This is a genomic window from Streptomyces sp. GESEQ-4, from assembly GCF_017948455.1.
Taxonomy (GTDB): Bacteria; Actinomycetota; Actinomycetes; order Streptomycetales; family Streptomycetaceae; genus Streptomyces.
In genome coordinates this window covers 13,620-30,969 of record NZ_JAFFSU010000046.1, presented here as the reverse complement: position 1 = coordinate 30,969, position 17,350 = coordinate 13,620, and the positions used below count along the sequence as shown (strand labels likewise).

Below are 17,350 nucleotides of genomic sequence, written 5' to 3'. Positions count from 1 at the left end.
GGGGGGGGGGGGGGGGGGGGGGGGCGGAGGGGGGCTCGGCAGCCGGGCCGGTGGACGGAGGCGCGGAAGGGACCTCGGCGTCCAGGCGCGTGGGCGGCGGTGCCGAAGGGGGCTCAGCGGCCGGGTGGGTGGGAAGCGGCTCGGAAGGAGCCTCCGTGCCGTGGCGGGCGGGTTCCGTGGCCGGGTCCGGTCGGGTGGGAGGCGCGGGGTCGCTTTCCGTGCCGTTCGGGGTGGGCGGTGGGCCGGCATCCGGTGTCGGTGACGTCGGAGTCGTCGTCGCCGGGGTCTCCGTCGAGGTGCGGGGGGCGCCGGTCGTCGAGGGTGGCTCGTCGGTGAAGCCGGGGGGCATGGGGCCGGGTGGGAAGCTCGCCGGTGCGGTGGGCGGGGTTTCCCAGGGGGCGCGGTGCCGTCCTGTGCCCTCTGTGGGTGCGGCCTCGGCACGCGGCGGGGGCACTCTGCTCCCCGACGTCGGCTGCCCCGGCGGAGGACCCGCTCCCGGCGTCGGCTGCGGCTGCCCCGGCGAGGGACCCGCTCCCGGCGTCGGGGCGGCGTGCCCGTCCTCCACCGCCGAAGGCGACGTACTCCCCTCCCCCACCGTCCCCGCCGCCGAAGCGAACCGATCGTCCAGTGAGTCGGGCGCGGCCGTGGGGCCCGTATCGTCCGTGGAGTCCTCGTACAGCTGCCTCCACCAGTCGTCCTCGTGACCGGTGGGACTTCCCCCCTGCTGGCTCATGCCCCCAATTGTCCACCGCACGGGCCGGATGAAAACGGGGCATCGGGAAAATCGGGCGCCGGTCGTGGCGCTCGGGAAGTCGCCGGGCGATCCCACCCCCCACGGGAGAACCGCCCGGCGACGCCTCAGTGACCCCGGCCCGCCGATCCCCTGCACGCGCGGGCGCACGTCGTAGGACCGGGTCACGATCTGGGTGACCGAATCGCCGTTCGCATCCGTCATCCGCACCCTGAGTGTGACCTGCTTCCCTGTCGCGCCGGTGTGGTTCCCCACCGCTTTCCGGCCACCGTCGCCACGCTGTCGGCGCGGGGTGATGTGCGCCGGTGGTGATCTGCGGGCCCAGTAGGCGTGGCCTGCGCTTTCTCCTCCGCTCCGGCACCCTGGACAGATGGGAGTCCTGGACCTCCTGCTGGTCGGCGTGGTCATCGTGCTCGGCCTGTGCGGAGTGCTGGTGCCCGGCGTGCCGGGGTCGTGGCTCGTGTGGGCCGCGGTCATGTGGTGGGCGCTGCAGGATCCGCAGCCCGTCGCCTGGTGGGTGCTCGTGGGGGCCACCGTCGCGCTGCTCCTCTCCCAGGTGGTCCGCTGGACCCTGCCGCCCCGACGTCTGCGCGCGAGCGGAGCCACACCGCGGATGGGGGTGTACGCCGGCGCGGGGGCGTTCCTCGGCTTCATCCTGATCCCCGTGCTCGGCGCCGTCCCCGGCTTCATCGGCGGCATCTACCTCTACGAGCGCCTCCGGCTGGGCCGCCACGGTGAGGCGAGGGCGGCCTTGCGTACGGCGATGCGCAACGGGGGCTCCAGTGTGCTGGCCGAGCTGTTCACGTGTCTGGTGATCTCCGGGGCGTGGCTGGGCGCGGTGCTCTGGGGCTGACGCCCTGGATCTCCGCCGATCTCCGCCGCTTTCGATTGATCGGGTCTATCCCGCCATATTGACGGTCCGCCGCCCCAACCCTACGTTGCACTCCGGGATAGCTCCGATGAATCACAACAGCCGCCAGCCGCCGCACAGTCGCAGAGCCGCCGGGAGTGACCGCCATGCCGAAACCGTCCAGACGAACCGTCCTCGCCACCGGATCCGCCCTGAGCGGCGCGCTCCTCACCACGGGTCTGCCGACGCAAGCGACCGCGGCAGATCAAGACCACACCCACGACCACGCCCACACCTCCGACCCCTGGCGCACCGTCCTCGACGACGCGGACCTGGTCTGGCAGCGGATGCCCGCCACCTGGTACGAGGGCCCGTATCTGGGCAACGGCTTCCTCGGCTCGGGCATCTACGCCGAGCCGGGCGCCGAGACCCGCGCCGTCCGCTTCAACGTCCAGCACTCCGAGGTGCAGGACCACCGCCCCGAGTTCGGCTCGCTGTTCGGCCTGGCCCGGCTGCCGATCGGCCACTTCACCCTGGAGCCGGTGGGCACGATCACCGGCCTGGACTGGCGGCTCGGACTGCGCGACGCCGAGCTGACCGGCACCCTCACCACCGACCGGGGCACGCTCACGCTCCGCGCCCTGGTGCACACCAGCCGCTCGGTGCTCGCCGTGGAGGTGACGCCCAGCGCGGGCGAGCGCGGCTTCCGCTGGGTGTTCCATCCGGCGGACGCGATCAGCCCGCGCGCCGCGTTCAAGCCGCTCCCGGACGGCTATCAGGGCAACCCGCCCGCCGAGGTCGCCGACCACGCCGGCGTCTCGGCCGCCGTACAGCCGCTGCTGGCGGGCGGGCAGCATGTGACGGCGTGGCGGGAGCGGGACCGGGGGAAGACCAGGACGCTGTACGTCCATGTCGCGCACTCGTATCCGCGGGCCACGGCGCTGGACCGGGCGCTCAAGGCGGTGCGCGAAGCCTCCGCGCTTCCGTACGCGGCGCTGGCGGTGACCCACCGGGCCTGGTGGCACGCGTTCTACCGCAAGAGCTTCCTCTCCGTCCCCGACGCCCGCATCCAGCGCTTCTACTGGATCCAGCTGTACAAGACGGCGTCCGCCGCCCGCCGTGACGCGCCTGTGATGGCGACCTGCGGCCCCTGGCTGGAGTCGACGCCCTGGCCCAACACCTGGTGGAACCTCAACGTGCAGCTGGAGTACTGGCTGATCCACGGGGCCAACCACCTCGAACTCGACGCGGTGACCAGGGCGTTGAGCGAGTTCCGGGACAACCTCACCAAGGAGATGGCCCCGCAGTACCGCGCCGACTCCCTCGGCATCCCCCGCACCACCGACCCCCACCTGATCAACGGCGCGGCGGGCACCCTCACCGGCTACGGCGTCGGCATCCCCGGCCAGGACCCGCCGACCCCCGAGGTCGGCAACCTCACCTGGGCCCTCCACAACGTCTGGCTCAGCTACCGCCACACGATGGACGAACGCATCCTGCGCGACGTCCTCTACCCCCTCCTCCGCAAGGCGATCACCTACTACCTGCACTTCCTGGAGCCGGGCCCGGACGGCAAGCTGCACCTCCCCGCCACCTTCTCCCCGGAGTACGGCGGCAACTCGCGCGACTGCAACTACGACCTGATGCTGCTCACCTGGGGCTGCCGCACCCTCCTGGAATCGGCCGAACTGCTCGGCATCGACGACGAGTTGGCACCGCGCTGGCGTGAGGTACTGGCCAAGCGGGCGCCGTACCCGACCGACGCGAACGGCTTCATGATCGGCGCGGACATCCCGTACGCGAAGTCGCACCGCCACTACTCGCATCTCCTCGCGGTCTACCCGCTGTACGAGCTGACCGGCCGCACGGCGGACGAACGGGCCCTGATCGAGAGGTCGTTGGCGCACTGGGTCGGCTTCGAAGGCGCCCTGCAGGGCTACACCTTCACCGGCGCGGCCTCCATGTCCGCACTCCTCGGCAAGGGCGAGGACGCGCTGAGATATCTCGGCGAGCTGATGACCCGCTTCATCCAGCCCAACACCATGTACAAGGAGTCCGGCCCGGTCATCGAGACCCCGCTGTCGGCGGCCCAGTCCCTGCACGACATGGTCTGCCAGTCCTGGGGCGGCACCATCCGCGTCTTCCCGGCCCTCCCGGCCGCCTGGGCCGACCTGACGGTCCACGACTTCCGCACGCAGGGAGCCTTCCTGCTGTCGGCGGTCCGCGAGGGCGGCGCCACCCGCTGGGTCCGGCTCGCCAGCGAGGCGGGCGCGCCCTGCGTCGTACGGCACGGCATCCCGGGACCGATCGAGGTACGGGACGGACGCGGCCGCCCACTGCGGTACACGGACGCCGGTGACGGCGCCATCCGCATCGCCCTCCGGAAGGGCGAGTCGGCACTGATCACCCGCCGGGGCGACCGGCCCGACCTCACCGTCACACCCGTACGGCCCAACGAGGACGCGCCCCGCTGGGGGCTGCCCGGCATGGACGGCTGACCCGGTACGTACGACATGCTTGTCTGCTGCCATGGCGGAATTCACCGAAACCGAACGCGCGTACCTGAAGACCCAGCGGCTGGGACGGCTGGCCACCGTCGACCCGCACGGCCAGCCGCAGGCCAACCCGGTCGGGATCTTCCCCCAGGACGACGGGACGATCCTGATCGGCGGCCGGGCGATGGGCACCACCAAGAAGTGGCGCAACCTCCAGAAGAACGCCAAGGTCGCCCTGGTCGTCGACGACATGATCAGCGCCCGACCCTGGCGGGTCCGAGGCGTCGACATCCGCGGAGAAGCCGAACTCCTGGTCGGCCCCCACGACTTGGGCCCCCACTTCAGCGAGGAAGTCATCCGCATCCGTCCGCGGAGGATCCACAGCTGGGGCTTGGAAGAGGGCTGACCTGCAGCGCCCCGTAAGGGGCGCGGGGAACTGCGCGACCAGCCACAACGGCGCCGCAGAAAACCTCACAGCGCACCTTCCAGCCCAAGCAGCTCCACCTTCCGCTCAAGACCCCCCGCATACCCCGTCAAAGAACCATCCGCACCGATCACCCGATGACAGGGACGCAGCACAAGCAACGGATTCGCACCGATCGCACCACCCACCGCCCGCACAGCAGCCCGAGACGCCCCGATCCGCGCAGCGATCTCCCCATACGTCGCGGTCGCGCCGTACGGCACGGAGTCAAGCGCGGCCCACACCCGCTCCCGAAATACCGTGCCTTCGGAGCGCAACGGCAGCCGGAACTCCTTCAGATCACCGGCGAAGTACGCGGCGAGTTGCCGCTCCGCCTCCCGGAAGGGCCCCGCGTCGGACCGCCATCCGTCCTGGACAGTCCGGCCGCCCTTCTGCCCCGGCATGGAGAGGGACGTCAGCGTGCCATCGGTGTCGGCGGTGAGGAGAAGGGGGCCGAGAGGGCTGTCGAGGTTGGTCCAGTACGTCATCGTTGCTCCAACTCCCCTGCTGCACGCAGGTGTTGTAGTGCGTAGGAGCGCCATGGGCGCCAGCTGTCGGGGACGTCCGTGCCGGGCACGGCCACGTCCGGGTCGCCGAGGGCACGGGTGCGGATGATCGCCACCGTGCGGGCGTCCATCCCGGGCAGGGCGAGCAGCGCGTCCTGCGCGTCGTCCCGGTCGGCCCCCGGGTCCAGTCGTACGGAGCCGTCGGCGAGGGCGGCGGTGAGCGCGCCCAGGGGACCGTCCGGCTCGGCCTCCGCGAGGACCGCGGGCTCGGGGAAGACGTGGGTGAGGCTGCCGCAGGGCGCGTCGAGGGCCTTGCCGTAGCGCCGTACGAGCTGCTCGGCCGCCGTACGCCCCACCAGCGCCCGTACCGCCAGTTCCTCCGGATCGGCGGTGCCCGGCGACCGCAGTCCGGGCCGGGCGGCGACCAGCGGGGCTAGCCGCGGGTCGGCGCCGAGCCGCTCGTCCACGGCGTACGGATCGGCGTCCAGGTCGAACAGCCGCCGCAGCCGCTGGACGGCCGTCGTCAGATCGCGCAGGTCGGTGAGGTGCAGCCGCGCATCCAGCCAGCCGCCGGACCCGGGCCGCGGCGATCCCGGCCGCTCCTCGACGGCGACGATCCCGGTGCCGTAGGGGAGGCGGAGGGTGCGGCGGTACGTCCGTCGCCCGCGGCGTCCGCCGATGTCCTCGACGCCGGGGACGGCGTCGTCCGCCAGCTGATCGAAGACGGCACCGGCCTGGTACGGGCCGCGGTGCGCGAGCCGTAGCGGCACGCCGGCCGCCGGGGTGGCCGTACGGCCCTTCGGTGCGGCGCCCCTCAGCCCGGTGGGCGTCGAGGCGTAGACCGCCTTGATGGTGTCGTTGAACTGCCGGACGCTGGCGAACCCGGATGCGAACGCGATCTCCGTGACCGGCAGTGCGGTGGTCTGGAGCAGGACGCGTGCGGTGTGCGAGCGCTGGGCGCGGGCCAGGGCGACCGGCCCGGCGCCGAGCTCGGCGGTGAGCTGCCGCTGGACCTGCCGCGCGCTGTATCCCAGCCGTGCGGCGAGCCCGGCGACACCCTCCCGGTCGACCACGCCGTCCCCGATCAGCCGCATGGCCCGGCCCACGACGTCCGCGCGCACGTTCCACTCGGCCGACCCCGGCACCGCGTCCGGCCGACACCGCCGGCAGGCCCGGAAACCCGAGCCCTGCGCGGCGGCGGCGGTCGTGAAGAAGCGGACGTTGCGGCGCTTGGGGGTGACGGCGGGGCAGCTCGGGCGGCAGTAGATACCGGTCGTCTCGACGCCGAAGAAGAACTCGCCGTCGAACCGGGCGTCCCGGCTGCGCACCGCTTCGTACCTGGTGTCTTCGTCCATCACGTGTCCCAGTTTCCGCCAGACGGGACGCCGCGGCTGGCGGAAATCGGACATGGGGGTGGGGAGGGCTACTGCCACCGCCCCCGCTTCGCCTCCATCGCCGCTCGGCCCTGCGCCCCCTTCCGCTTCCAGTCCTTGCGGATCTCCGCCCTGACTCGCGCGTCCGTCTTGGCCACGATCCGCTGGTTCTCCCGCAGCAGCTTGCGGTAGCTCTCCAGCCGTCGTACCGGCAGCTCGCCGGAGTCGATCGCGGCCAGCACCGCGCAGCCGGGCTCGGCCTCGTGGGCGCAGTCGTGGAACCGGCACCGCGCGGCCAGCTCCTCGATCTCGGAGAAGACCTGCCCGACACCGGTCTCGGCGTCCCAGAGCCCGACGCCCCGCAGCCCCGGCGTGTCGATCATGACGCCGCCGCCGGGCATGAGCAGCAGATTGCGGGTGGTCGTCGTGTGCCGGCCCTTGCCGTCGGCGTCCCGGGTGGCCTGTACGTCCATGACGTCCTCGCCGAGCAGCGCGTTCGCGAGGGTCGACTTGCCCGCGCCGGACTGCCCGAGCAGCACGGACGTACCACCGGAGACGACCGCGGCGAGGACATCGAGCCCGGCCCCGTCGACGGCGCTGACCGGCAGCACCGGCACACCGGGCGCCGTGGTCTCCACGTCCTGGACGAGATGGGCGAGGGTGGCCGCGTCCGGTACCAGGTCGGCCTTGGTGAGCGCCACGACCGGCTGCGCGCCGGACTCCCAGGCCAGGGCCAGGAAGCGTTCGATCCGGCCGAGGTCGACCTCGACGGCCAGGGACACGGCGACGATCGCGAGGTCGACGTTGGCCGCGAGGATCTGCCCCTCGGACCGCTTGGAGGAGGTGGAGCGCACGAAGGCGGTACGGCGCGGCAGATACGTCCGTACGTAACGGGGGTTGCCCGCGGGTTCGACCACGGCCCAGTCCCCGGTGCACAGGACCCGCAGCGGATCGTTCGGGGTGACGAACGCGGTGTCGGCCCGCACAACCCCGTCGGCGGTGAACACGTCGCACTGTCCGCGGTCGACCCTCAGCACCCGTCCGGGCAGCAGCCCTTCGGACACGTAGGGGGTGAACTGGTCCGCCCACGCCTCGTCCCAGCCGTAGGGAGCGAGAGCGGAGAAAGCAGAGGTGGTAGTCAAGGGTGACCCTTCGAAGGGCGGCCCCGGGAGGATGTCAGCCGGCGGCCACAGAGGTGGACTTGATGAACTTCCGGATGCGGGCAGCGCCCATCACGAAGACAGCCATCGGTCACACCTCCCAACCAAGCCAAGTCACCCGCGGCACCCTCCGGCCACCGCTCGAACAGCACTGACACTAGAGACACCTGAGCCACGACGCCATCGAATTACGGCACCCCATGAACGCCGGCCCCTTGCGCGACGGGCAAGCGTCACGCCAGTCCGTAAAGCGCCTCCAGGTCGACCAGTTGGACACCAGGGTCCGCATGTGCGGCCGCGTGTGCCTTGTCGTTGAAGCCGGCGCCGCTGAGACACATGAGTCGGGTACCGGTGGTGTCGTAGCGTCCCGCCTGGGTGATGAGGTCGCGAACGTGCTGGAGGCGCTCGATATGGGCGATGCCCATGGTGTCGTTCCACTTGGCCTCACCGATCGCGAGAAGCGGTGGCCTGGAGCCGTCGGCGATACCGACGACCGCCACATCCACTTCATGTCCGACACGGGCCTTGGGATCGTGCACCACTCCGTGTCCGACCCGGGCGGGCAGACCGCCGATCAGCTCCGGGTCGGCGTGGTGCAGCGCCCAGTCGCGGCAGACCTGTTCGAAATGAGGGCCGAGGACGTTGCTGGTGAAGCGGCGGCGGCTGGCCTGCCAGACCCGGGCTGCGCTGCCGGGGCGTTCCAACTGGTCCCAGACCGGTCGCATGATGGCGTGATAGAAGCCGATCAGCGGTTCAGCGATGCGGTAGGTGGGGCGGTTGTCGCGGAAGGCGTCGGCATCCCGGTGCAGCAGGCCGGCGTCTTCGAGGACGTTGATGGGGTGTGCGATGTCGGTGGCCTTGCGTTCCAGATACCCGGCCATACCTCCACGGGTGGCGTTGCCGTCGGCGACTGCGGCCAGCACGGAGAGGTACAGGGCGGTGTCTCGCAGGTCGGGCTCTTCCGCGAGCAGATAGCGGGCCTCACGGAACAGAGGGGTCTCTGGATTGAGGACGGTGCGGACGACCCAGTCGTCGAAGTCGTCAGCTCCGTTCGGGGTGTCGCCGCGGGCGAATTCCCGTCGATACGCGGGTGTACCGCCGACGATCGCGTTGACCTGCAGGGCCAGGCGCGGGTCCGTGATGTTCCAGAATTCGGCGGCCAGGCGGTGGTCGAGAGGGCGGACCATCAGCTCCAACCCTGCCCGGCCTCGCAGAGGAGCGTTGCCGGACAGCAGCCTGCCCATGAACGACAGCGCCGAGCCGCACAGCAGTAGCCGGGTGCGGGAGGCGCTGCGCTGGTCACGCAGGGTCCGCAGCGCTTCCTGGATGATCGAGGGGAGCTCCGGATTCGCCTTGGCAAGATACGGGAACTCGTCGATCACGACGGGTACGGGCCGCTCCGCGCCCAGCGCGAGGAGCGCGTCGACGGCCTCGGCCCAGTCGGAGAAGTGGTACGGACTGGCAGGGCGCACATGCGCGGTGAGCGCGGCGCTGATGCGCCGCAGGGACTCGGCATCGGCGGCCTCGGTCGCCCCGAAGTAGAACCCTCCTGCGGCACGGCAGGCCGCGTCGAGCAGGAAGGTCTTGCCTTGGCGGCGCCGTCCGGAGACCACACCGAGCGTCGCGCCGGGCTGTTCATCTTCGATGAACCGGGTCAGCGCGGACCATTCGTAGTCGCGGTCGAACATCTCGACGGGCTTGTCCATACCCCTCCGGTTGCCTGAAGATAGAACCACACATCTATAAACTGTACCCCTATCTCAATGGTGATCGTTCATCGAGGCCGACCCGGCGGCGGAACGCATCGTCACGTACCTGGCGGTAGCCTCGCCCCTTCGAGGAGGCCATGCTGACCGTCGAAGGTGAGCCCCGCCCGCCCCCGGCGTCAGGCCTTCGTGCAGTCGTGGCCGTTGAGGGTGAAGTCGTACCCCGGGGAGTTCTTGCCGCGCCAGGAGGAGAGGAAGCCGAAGGCGAGGGAGCCGTTGGCGGGGACGGTCTTGTTGTAGTCGGCGGCGGTGGCGGTGACGCGGGAGCCGTCCTGGGCGAAGCTCGCGTCCCACATCTGGCCGACCTGCTGGCCGTCCTTGAAGGACCAGGCGACCCGCCAGTTGTCCAGGGCCGAGGTGGTGGTGATGGTGACGGTGGCCTGGAAGCCGTCGGGCCACTGGTTGACCAGGTCGTAGTCGACCTCGCAGGTGGCCGGCTCGTTCGTCCCGGGGTCCGGTTCGCCGCCGTTGGCGGTGGACGAGGTGGTGCCCTGGGGTTCCGGGTCGGGCCCCTTGCCGTCGGAACCGGTCGCCGATGGCTCGGGCGAGACCGTCGCCGAGGCCGAGGGCCGCGCGCTGGTGGACGGTTCGGAGACGCTGGGGACGGCCACCGGCTGGCGGTCGGAACCGTCGGTGGGTCCCGCGGCGCCGTCGTCGGTGGTGCCGCCGGGCATCATCGACACGCCGAGTGCCAGCAGGGAGACGATGACGGCGGCGACGAGGAGGCCGCCCCGCACGACGCGCGCCTTGTGGGCAGCGGGGTTCGGGGGTCCGTCCGTGTCCACCGGGTCCGGACGCCCGGCGCCCAGCCGTACCTCGGCGGCTCTGCGGCGGCGCTCCAGATAGGCGAGGCCGCCCCAGCCGATCACCCCGCCGGCGAGCGCGGCCGGCAGCCCGCCGCCGTGCAACCGCAGACACGCGGCGGCCTCCGCGCACTCCACGCACCGGGCGAGGTGGCGGGAGAGGTCCTCCGGGGTGTCGGCGAGAGGGGAGCGGGTGACCGCGTCGAGCAGCCGGGCGTAGCTGCGGCACTGTGCGGCCATCGGGGTGTCGAGGTGGTTGCGGTGGCAGCGGTCCCTGAAGAGGATCCGCACCTGCTCCAGTTCGTCGGAGACCGACGCCGGGTCGAGGCCGAGCCGGCGGGCCACGACGGACATCGGCAGGCCCTCCACCTCGGCCAGCCACAGCAGCGCCGCGTCCGGTTCCTGCATGTCACGCAGGCCGCGCAGCGCGAGCGGGCGGTGCAGCGGGGGTCCGGTATAGCGTTCGGCCTTGTCCGAGTTGAGCCACAGCCGCAGCTCCGGGTCGAGCTTGTGGCCCTGGCCGTCGGTCTCCCAGGCCGCCGCGGTGGTCCGAACGGCCGTCAGCAGCAAGGGAATCCGGGGCAGCCGGGCCGGGCGGCGGCCGGTGTTCCTGGACGTGCCGGTCTCATCGGCACGCGCCTCGCGTATGCCGAGCGCGAAGGCCTCGGTGGCCAGCCGGGTGGCCGCGACGGATCCGGCCGTGCACAGGTCGGCGTACGAGAGCACCGCGTCCCAGCACTCGGAGAACAGCGCGGCCTCGGCGGCGTCCTGAGGGGTCGGCAGGTCGGGCATGGGTCTCCTGCATCCACGAGCGAGGTCAACTCACTATATTGGCAACGGAGTTGGGGGAAACCTCGCGGCAGACCGTGAGCCTTTCACGTTCTCGACACAACTGACAAGCACGCTATTCAAATCCGGTGCCCGACGGGTACGCGGCCCCTCCGCGCTCCTACGAGAGACATACGGAAGGAACGCCGAAAAGTCTCGATCCCGGCCGACATTGTTGTGGTTCCGCGTCCAGCGGCACGGCCGGAGTCACACCTCGACCGGCTCCTGCGCCGACAGGCTGTCCATGAAGGAGCTGACGGAGAAGACCGCGCGGCCGGGGCCGGGCGGGCCGTATCCGGGCGGCGAGGACAGGCCGAACTCGTCCATGGTGGCGCGGTAGGCCTCCAGGAGACGGATGTGGTACTCCAGCGGGGCGCCCTGCGGGTTGGCCTTGCCGAGCGGGGTCGTCGGCTCGGGGCACCAGGTGGTGAACCGGGGCGTGATGCCGTGCGACATGAAGAAGCGCAGGCCCTCGGTGGTCGACGCGATCGCCTCGTCGACCGTCGTGAACCCGAACGGCTCGGCCATCTCCACCCCCGCGACGAAGTTGGGGATCACATTGCGGGCGCCGAAGACCTCCGCCGAGTCGAGGATCCGCTTGTGCCACACGTCGCGGCCGACGTAGCGCTCCTTGCCCGGGCAGTACATCTTGAAGAGGTACTCGTCCCACACCTCGTAGTTCGGGTGGTAGATCTGCACGCCGTAGTCCTTGAACCGCTGGACGTCGTCACGCGGCAGCGCCTGCGCGACCACCTTGCCGATCCAGCGGCCCGGGAAGCGCTCCTCGATGGCCTTGGCGTAGTGGCCGTAGAAGTCGGCCTCGTCGCGGCCTGAGACGGTCTTGGTGATCGCGCCGCCGGTGAGCGTGTAGGCGGTGGACGCCTTCGCGGTGTCGTAGCGGTCGATGATCTCGAGCGCCTCCAGGACCTCCTCCACGTCCTTGACGCCCGTGTACGGCCGCCCGGCCGCCTTGTGCTGGCGCCAGTTGTGGTTGATGTCGCAGTACTGGCACTCCTCCTTGGCGCCGAAGTACTGGCAGACCCGGAAGACGGTGAGGTAGATCAGGTAGCCCCACTGGATGGTCGGGGCGACCTCCATCACGGACTTCCCGTTGGAGAGGGTGTGCCGGTAGTACTCCGGCATGGGTGGCACCCCGACGTCGGAGATCCGCTTCCCGTCGAGGTAGAGCCCGAGCATCCCGTCCTCGTCGGCGGCCACGCGGTACGGCGACGACGGGTTCACCCGCACCGAGACCACGGTCCGCCGCAGGCCGTACGGCCCGCCGGTGAGGATGATCTCCTCCGGCGGGCGGCGCAGCGCGGCCTCGCCCAGCTCGGGCAGGGTGCCGTGGTCGAAGGAGAAGATGAAGTACGACTTCGGCTTGACCTCGCCGCCTTCGTTGTCACTGAGGGCCGACGGGTCGAAGGCGACCCCGCCCCGGAGCAGATCCTCTTTGAAGACGGCCTCCCGCGGCACATGCGGAAAGCGCTCCATCAGATCCTCGACCAGCGCGGTACGGCTGCCCATCCCGTGTCTCCTCCCGGCTCAGGCGTTCGACTCCTCACGGTATGCCCCCGTGCGAGCGGAGGTGGGGGCGGGGGCCCTGTGTTTCCGGTCAGGGTAGTTTCCACCAGGGGATTCCTGGTTTTCGCATTCCTGGCTCCCGCATTCCTGGTTCTCGTATTCCTCGGGAGGGGCGACCGCATGGCCGAGACCGTGACCAACTGGGCGGGCAACATCACGTACACCGCCAAGGAGCTGCACCGCCCGCACTCGCTCGACGCGCTGCGCGCGCTCGTGACGGGCAGCGACCGCGTACGGGTGCTGGGCAGCGGGCACTCCTTCAACGAGATCGCCGAGCCGGGCGTCGAGGGGGCGCTGGTGTCGCTGGGCGGCCTGCCCGTCGAGGTGGATGTCGACGCGGCGGCGCGCACGGTGCGGGTCGGCGGCGGGGTCCGGTACTCCGAGCTGGCCCGCCAGGTGCACGAGCGGGGTTTCGCGCTGCCGAACATGGCGTCCCTCCCGCACATCTCGGTGGCCGGTTCGGTGGCGACCGGTACGCACGGGTCGGGCGTCCGCAACGGTCCACTCGCTGCCGCGGTGCGCGAGGTGGAGATCGTCACGGCGGACGGGTCGACCGTCGTCATCGAGCGGGACGACGAACGGTTCGGCGGGGCGGTGACCTCGCTCGGCGCGCTCGGTGTCGTCACCGCGCTCACCCTCGACCTGGAGCCGTCCTACGACGTCGAGCAGCACCTGTTCACCGAACTGCCGCTGGCGGGGCTGGACTTCGACACGCTCGAGACGGTGCTGGCGGCGGCGTACAGCGTGAGCCTCTTCACCGACTGGCGTGAGCCCGGCTTCCGGCAGGTGTGGCTGAAGCGGCGCACCGACCAGCCGCTGCCCGACTTCCCGTGGGCCGCGCCCGCCACCGAGAAGCTGCACCCCGTGCCGGGCATGCCCGCGGTCAACTGCACGGAGCAGTTCGGGGTGCCGGGGCCGTGGCACGAGCGACTGCCGCACTTCCGGGCCGAGTTCACACCCAGCAGCGGCGCCGAGTTGCAGTCGGAGTACCTGCTGCCACGGCCGTACGCCCTCGACATGCTGCACGCGCTGGACGCGATCCGTACGACGCTGGCTCCCGTCCTGCAGACCTGTGAGGTGCGGACGGTCGCCGCGGACACGCAGTGGCTGAGCCCGGCTTACGGGCGGGACACCGTGGCCGCGCACTTCACCTGGGTCGAGGACACGGACGCGGTGCTGCCAGTGGTGCGGCGGGTGGAGGAGGCGCTGGACGGGCTGGACGCCCGGCCGCACTGGGGGAAGGTGTTCGCCGCACTCCCGTTGGACCGGTATCCGCAGCTCGGCGACTTCCGGGCGCTGGCCCAAGTGCTCGACCCCAGCGGCAAATTCGCCAACGCCTTCGTGCGGGACATCCTGGCCGGCTGAACCGCGGGGGACTTTCTACACCCCCTTTCCTAACCCCTTGTCGAAAGTCCTGGCAGCCCATAGCCTTGCGCCGCGCCGGTGCCGTCGTAGACCCCGGCCTGGCTGGGAAGGGATGGGCCGCTCCGGTGAAGCGCACCTCACGTGACATCCGCACCGCGAACCGCTACGAGGTGCTGCGCCAGATCATCGCCGAGTCGCCCACCTCCCGGCAGGAGCTGGCCGCCGCCACGGGACTGAGCCTGGCCACGGTCGCCACGCTCGTCGGGGAGCTGCTCGACCTCCGCATGATCACGGAGGTCGGGTTCGAGGACTCGGCGGGGGGCAGGCCCCGGGGACTCGTGGCCGTCAACGCGTCGGGGGGCGCGTTGATCGGTGTCGACATCGCGGAGACGTACGTCCATGTCGAGCTGTTCGACCTCGGGCTGAACGTGCTCGCCCGCGCCGACGAGGACATGCGCCCCGGCGAGAGCCTCCCGGAGCAGGTCGTCGCCCATGTCGCCGCGGCCGTCGGCTCGGTGGTCGCGCAGGCCGGGATCGAGGGCGCGCGCGTTCTCGGCGTCGGCGTGAGCGTGCCGGGGCAGGTGGACCGCGACACCGGGATCTCCGAGTACGCGCCGAACTGGGACTGGCACGACGTGCCGCTGCTCGACCTGCTCGCCGAGCACATCGCCTACCCCCTGTACCTGGACAACCCGCTGCGCGCCTGCGCGGTCGCCGAGCAGTGGTTCGGGGCCGCCCGCGGATACGGCAACGCCGTCGTGGTCAACCTCGGCACCGGGGTCGGCGCCGGGCTCGTACTGGGCGGGGGGCTGCACCGGGGCGTGAGCAACAGCGCCGGGGAGTGGGGCCACACCACGCTCGTCCTCGACGGACGGCTCTGCCACTGCGGCAACCACGGCTGCGTCGAGACGTACGTCGGCGCGCCCGGAATCATGCTGAACCTGCGCGAGTTGAGCCCCCGCAGCACGCTGCTGCACCCCGAGGACCAGACGGCCACGATCGACGCGCTGGCGCGTGGTGTCGCCGCGCAGGATCCGGTGGCCCTCAAGGTGGTCCGGGACACCGCCCGTTATCTGGGCGCCGGCATCGCCGATCTCGTCAACATCCTCAACCCCGAAGTGGTCGTGCTCAGCAGCTGGGTCGCCCGCACGCTCGGCGAACCGCTGCTGCACGAAGTGCGCGAGGCCGTCGCCCGGCACGCGCTCAGGCGGCCCCTGGCCGCCACCGAGATCGTCCTCTCCCCCATCCCCACCGACCCGGTGTGCCTGGGCGCGGCGACGTTCGCGCTCGAAGGGGCGCTGCAGTCGGTGGGACAGAGGACCGCCACAAAGCGCACCACCCTCGCAAGGAGCCGTACCGCACCACCTTCATGACGACGGAAGGGATGCACGTGTCTCACCCCCGCCCCACTCACCCCCGCAAGAGATCGGCCCTCCTGACAGCCGCAGCCGCACTCGCTGTCGCAGGCCCTCTCATAACCGCCCCGCCCGCGAGCGCCGCCGACCCGGTGGCCGCGGAAGTCTCCCCCTACGCCGCCCAGACCATCGACAACATCGGTGCGTCCGGCGCCTGGTGGGTCAACGACCTGAAGAACTTCGACCCCAAGGTCCAGGCCCGGGTGGCGAAGCTGCTCTTCTCGTCGCAGGGCCTCGACCTGAGCAACTACCGCTACAACATCGGCGGTGGCGGCACCGCGGTCACCACCCCGTCCCGCGCCCCGGAGGACTTCCGCAACGACGACGGGACGTACGACTGGAGCAAGGACAAGGCCGGCCGTACGTTCCTGTCCTACGCCGCGAAGTACGGTGTCGAGAACCTCGTCGCCTTCGTGAACAGCGCGCCCGCCGAGTGGAAGACCAACGGCAAGAGCTGCGGCGGCTATCTGAAGGCGGAGAACGAGCAGGACTTCGCGAAGTACATCGCCGACATCACCGACCACTTCGCCAAGCGGGGCCAGCGGTTCGACCACATCAGCCCCTTCAACGAGCCGACGAACAGCTTCGACTCCTGCGGCCAGGAGGGCATGCTCGTCGACGTCGACCAGCGCGACGACATCGTGCGGGCGCTCGGCGCCGAGCAGGACGCGCGGCGCCAGAAGACCGGCATCATCGCCGACGAGTCGACCAGCACGGTCAAGTTCAACGACGAGGTCCCCCGCTGGATCTCACAGCCGGGCACGGCCCAGTACGTCGACAAGCTCGCCCACCACACGTACGACAACCCCAGCGACGCCAACCGCGCGCAGGTCTACGAGACCGCCAAGAAGGCCGGCATCGAGTCCTGGTCCACCGAGGTCTGCTGCTTCGGCAAGGGCGGCACCGGCTGGGCGCAGGAGTACGACCCGACGATCGACGGCGGTCTGAACCTCTCCCGGATCATCCACAAGGACTTCGCGACCGCGCACGACTCTGCGTTCCACTGGTGGGTCGCCCTGTCGGAGATGATCGGCACCGACCCGTACGCGAAGAACGACTCCGGCTGGAACGACGGCCTGATCTACTACGACCCCGATTACGCCACGAACGGCAACCAGGAGCTGTACTTCACCAAGCGCTACTACGCGCTCGGCCAGTACAGCAAGTTCGTCAGGCCAGGTTCGGTCGCGCACAACGTGACGGGAGTGCCGGACGGCGTCGAGGTGTCGACGTACGACCGGAACGGCAAGTGGGTCGTGGTCGTCAACAACCACAACGCGACGGACAGTTCGCTGAAGTTGCACTTCAACAGCAAGACGCCGGTGCGGGCTTCGCAGGCCGTACGGACGTCGGCCGACGAGAACTGGGCGAAGGTGGCCAAGCCGGCGGTGCGCGGCTCGACCGTCTCCGCCTCCCTGCCCGCCCGGTCGATCACGACATACGTCCTCGACCAGAAGGGCCGCGGCAGTTCGGCGATCACGGGCGCGCTGCAGGGGCAGCAGTCCGGGAAGTGCCTGACGGCGGACGCCTCCGGGGCCGCGATCAACGCCTGCACGGGCGCGGACGCGCAGGACTGGTCGTACGACGCGAAGGGCGCGCTGAAGGGCGCGGGCGGCTATCTGACGGCCGGGAGTGCGGGTCTGACGACCAGCGCGGCCTTCACGGGTGACGCCGGTCAGCGCTGGCTGCTCAACTCCAACGGGCAGATCGTGAACGAGGCGTCCGGGACGTGTCTGGACGTCGGCGGGCAGGCGACGGCCGACGGCAGCAAGGTGGGCCTTTGGTCCTGCAACGGCGGGACCAATCAGGCCTGGTTCCGTCAGTAACCCTTCCTGATCGATGAGTTGGCGGGCCGCTGGTGCGGCGGCCCGCCACCGGGCACGTCCGGTATCCCGAACGCCACACAACGCTTCGAGCAGACTTCGTCCAACCCCTTGCCGAAGGCTTAGCCGAAGGTTAACGTCCCGCACCGCAAGCCGAATTGAGCCACC

At 70.8% G+C, this 17,350-nt stretch carries 12 protein-coding genes; 6 read left to right on the top strand and 6 right to left on the bottom strand.

Annotated elements, in window-relative coordinates; translation table 11 throughout:
- The first annotated feature begins 1,121 nt into the window (after window positions 1-1,121).
- From KCH48_RS40920 to KCH48_RS40910, 3 genes are all read left to right on the top strand, one after another.
- On the top strand, window positions 1,122-1,604 hold the full coding sequence (locus KCH48_RS40920; RefSeq protein WP_210582720.1) for a DUF456 domain-containing protein: 483 nt from the start codon (window positions 1,122-1,124) through the stop codon (window positions 1,602-1,604).
- A gap of 164 nt (window positions 1,605-1,768) precedes the next feature.
- Entirely contained in the window at window positions 1,769-4,099 is a 2,331-nt protein-coding gene (locus KCH48_RS40915) for a glycoside hydrolase family 95-like protein (protein ID WP_210582719.1), read from the top strand.
- Between the two features lie 31 nt (window positions 4,100-4,130).
- On the top strand, window positions 4,131-4,502 hold the full coding sequence (locus KCH48_RS40910; protein ID WP_210582718.1) for a PPOX class F420-dependent oxidoreductase: 372 nt from the start codon (window positions 4,131-4,133) through the stop codon (window positions 4,500-4,502).
- Window positions 4,503-4,567: 65 nt separating this feature from the next.
- On the opposite strand, the gene KCH48_RS40905 is transcribed toward KCH48_RS40910, so the two are convergent.
- The 6 genes from KCH48_RS40905 to KCH48_RS40880 all read right to left on the bottom strand — a co-directional run bounded on the left by KCH48_RS40905 (window position 4,568) and on the right by KCH48_RS40880 (window position 12,522).
- The gene (locus tag KCH48_RS40905; RefSeq protein WP_210582717.1) at window positions 4,568-5,047 is read right to left on the bottom strand and encodes a methylated-DNA--[protein]-cysteine S-methyltransferase; all 480 of its coding nucleotides are present in this window, start codon (window positions 5,045-5,047) and stop codon (window positions 4,568-4,570) included.
- Window positions 5,044-6,420 (bottom strand): DNA-3-methyladenine glycosylase 2 family protein, encoded by a 1,377-nt coding sequence (locus tag KCH48_RS40900; RefSeq protein WP_210582724.1) that lies wholly within the window; start codon window positions 6,418-6,420, stop codon window positions 5,044-5,046. The genes KCH48_RS40905 and KCH48_RS40900 overlap by 4 nt, the downstream gene beginning before the upstream one ends.
- Before the next feature lie 68 nt (window positions 6,421-6,488).
- Window positions 6,489-7,580, bottom strand: a complete 1,092-nt coding sequence (gene rsgA, locus KCH48_RS40895) for a ribosome small subunit-dependent GTPase A (RefSeq protein WP_210582716.1) — start codon at window positions 7,578-7,580, stop codon at window positions 6,489-6,491.
- Window positions 7,581-7,831: 251 nt separating this feature from the next.
- Complete coding sequence (locus KCH48_RS40890; RefSeq protein ID WP_210582715.1) at window positions 7,832-9,304, bottom strand: ATP-binding protein; 1,473 nt, start codon at window positions 9,302-9,304, stop codon at window positions 7,832-7,834.
- 179 nt (window positions 9,305-9,483) lie between these two features.
- The gene (locus tag KCH48_RS40885) at window positions 9,484-10,959 is read right to left on the bottom strand and encodes a cellulose-binding domain-containing protein (protein ID WP_210582714.1); all 1,476 of its coding nucleotides are present in this window, start codon (window positions 10,957-10,959) and stop codon (window positions 9,484-9,486) included.
- 243 nt (window positions 10,960-11,202) lie between these two features.
- Entirely contained in the window at window positions 11,203-12,522 is a 1,320-nt protein-coding gene (locus tag KCH48_RS40880) for a radical SAM protein (RefSeq protein WP_210582713.1), read from the bottom strand.
- A gap of 177 nt (window positions 12,523-12,699) precedes the next feature.
- Here KCH48_RS40880 and KCH48_RS40875 point away from each other — a divergent pair, with 177 nt between their 5' ends.
- From KCH48_RS40875 to KCH48_RS40865, 3 genes are all read left to right on the top strand, one after another.
- Window positions 12,700-13,944, top strand: coding sequence for an FAD-binding protein (locus KCH48_RS40875; RefSeq protein WP_210582712.1), 1,245 nt, complete (start codon window positions 12,700-12,702; stop codon window positions 13,942-13,944).
- A 125-nt stretch (window positions 13,945-14,069) separates the two neighbouring features.
- Window positions 14,070-15,317 (top strand): ROK family transcriptional regulator, encoded by a 1,248-nt coding sequence (locus KCH48_RS40870; RefSeq protein ID WP_210582711.1) that lies wholly within the window; start codon window positions 14,070-14,072, stop codon window positions 15,315-15,317.
- Window positions 15,318-15,328: 11 nt separating this feature from the next.
- Window positions 15,329-17,185 (top strand): glycoside hydrolase, encoded by a 1,857-nt coding sequence (locus tag KCH48_RS40865; protein ID WP_210582710.1) that lies wholly within the window; start codon window positions 15,329-15,331, stop codon window positions 17,183-17,185.
- Window positions 17,186-17,350 lie beyond the last annotated feature (165 nt).